The organism is Mesorhizobium sp. M7A.F.Ca.CA.002.15.2.1 (genome assembly GCF_003998715.1).
In the GTDB taxonomy this organism is placed as follows: domain Bacteria; phylum Pseudomonadota; class Alphaproteobacteria; order Rhizobiales; family Rhizobiaceae; genus Mesorhizobium; species Mesorhizobium ciceri.
The window spans coordinates 1-2,080 of the sequence record NZ_RZPI01000855.1 but is presented as its reverse complement, the minus strand read 5'-3'; the positions used below and the strand labels follow the sequence as shown (position 1 = coordinate 2,080).

2 protein-coding genes are annotated in these 2,080 nt (G+C 64.9%); both read left to right on the top strand.

The genetic code is table 11. The features are described from left to right. Positions 1-1,353: PAS domain-containing sensor histidine kinase (locus ENZ74_RS30285; RefSeq protein WP_206522365.1), on the top strand; the 1,353-nt coding region annotated here is incomplete at its 5' end. Between the two features lie 8 nt (positions 1,354-1,361). After that, positions 1,362-2,080, top strand: a 719-nt coding sequence (tsaE, locus tag ENZ74_RS30280) for a tRNA (adenosine(37)-N6)-threonylcarbamoyltransferase complex ATPase subunit type 1 TsaE (protein ID WP_127313232.1), incomplete at its 3' end; no start/stop codon positions are given.

Here is a 2,080-nt window from a genome sequence, read left to right as displayed (position 1 = left end):
GCTCCAGACAATGCCTTGCTGCTCGACCGGCTGCGCAGCGAAGGCAAGATCGCCGAACAGCCTGAATGGCGCCGCTGGAAGGAAGGCCTGCTCGGTGCCTATCGCGCTGTGGAATCCCAGGAACATTGGTGGCATCTGCCGGATGGCAAGACCATCCGCGTCGTCGCCAATCCGCAGCCCAAGGGCGGCGTCACCTGGGTGTTCGAGAACCTGACCGAGAAGATGGACCTCGAGAGCCGCTACCAGACAGCGGTGCGGGTCCAGGGCGAGACGCTCGACAATCTTGCCGAAGGCGTAGCGGTGTTCGGACCCGACGGCAGGCTCCGGCTGTCGAATCCTGCCTTTGCCACGCTCTGGGGATTGAGCGGCGAAGCGGCCAAGCCCAGCGTCCATGTTTCCACCATCCGCGACCTTTGCGACCGGCAGGCGGCGGACAGCCCCTGGCCCGGCTTTGTTGCCGCCGTCACCGGCTTCGACGACGAGCGCCGCGACCGCCACGGACAGACCGAGCTCAACAACGGCAACGTGTTGAGTTACGCCATGATCCCGCTGCCCAACGGGCAGGTGATGATGACCTTCGTCGACGTCACCGACAGCGTCCATGTCGAGCGGGCGCTGAAGGACAAGAACGAGGCGCTGCAAAAATCCGACCAGCTCAAGAACGAATTCGTCCAGCATGTTTCCTATGAACTGCGCTCGCCGCTGACCAACATCATCGGCTTCACCGAACTCCTGTCACAGCCCACGACCGGTCCGCTGACGCAGAAGCAGCGGGAATATGTCGAGCATGTCAGCTCCTCCTCCGCGGTCCTGCTCACCATCGTCAACGACATACTCGACCTGGCGACGGTGGACGCCGGCATCATGCAGCTCGATATTTCCGAGGTGCAGGTCGATCGCACCATCGCCGCTGCGGCCGAACTGGTGGCCGACCGGCTGGAAGAGCATTCGATCAGGCTCGAGGTTGAAGCAGCCTCGGCGCCGAAGACGTTTCACGGCGATGAGGTCCGCGTCCGCCAGATCCTCTACAATCTGCTCAGCAACGCCGCCAATTACGCCCCGGAAGCCAGCACCATCCGGCTCACTTGCCGCCATCTGGCGGACGGGGTGGAATTCTCGGTCCATGACGACGGTCCCGGTATGCCGCCCGATGTGCTCGATTCGGTGTTCCGCCGTTTCGAGCCGCGCGCCAATGGCGGCCGCCGGCGCGGCGCCGGCCTCGGCCTGTCGATCGTCAAGAGCTTCGTCGAGCTGCATGGCGGCAGCGTTCGCATCGAAACCGGCAAGGACAAGGGCACGACCGTCATCTGCACCTTTCCAGACATGCCGGGCATCCGTGCCGCGGCCGAGTAGCGCGTTCGATGACCGGACTGGTGCTGGAGCGATTACTCGCCGACGAGACCCAGACAGCGCGGCTGGGCGAAGATCTGGCGCTGTCGCTGCGCCCAGGCGACGTGCTTGCCCTGAAGGGCGATCTGGGCGCCGGCAAGTCGACGCTGGCGCGGGCCTTGATCAGGACCTTGGCCGACGATGCCGGCCTCGACGTTCCGAGCCCGACCTTCACGCTGGTGCAGAGCTACGACACCCGCATTCCGGTGCATCATTTCGATCTCTACCGCCTGTCCTCGGCCGACGAGATCGATGAGCTTGGTTTCGACGAAGCCTTGGCGCAAGGTGCTGCTTTGGTCGAATGGCCGGAGCGGGCGGAAGCCCATCTGCCGAAAACCACGGTCCTGATCGAGCTCGTCCAGCATGGCAACGGCCGGCTGGCACGATTGTCGGGGCAGGGACCTGCCTTCGATCGGGCCGCAAGGTCGCTGGCCATGCGCGACTTTCTCGTGAGCGCCGGCTGGGCGCAAGCGCAGCGCCGCCATTTCATTGGCGATGCTTCTGCCCGCTCTTACGAGATCGTTTCGCTGCCGGGCCAAAAGCCGCAAGTGCTGATGAACTCGCCACGGCTGGTGCTCGGCCCGCCGGTCCGCGACGGCAAGCCCTATGCCGAGATCGCCCACACCGCCCAGTCGGTTTCCGCTTTCGTCGCCATCGACCGCGCCTTAAGGGCAGGCGGCGTCAGCGTTCC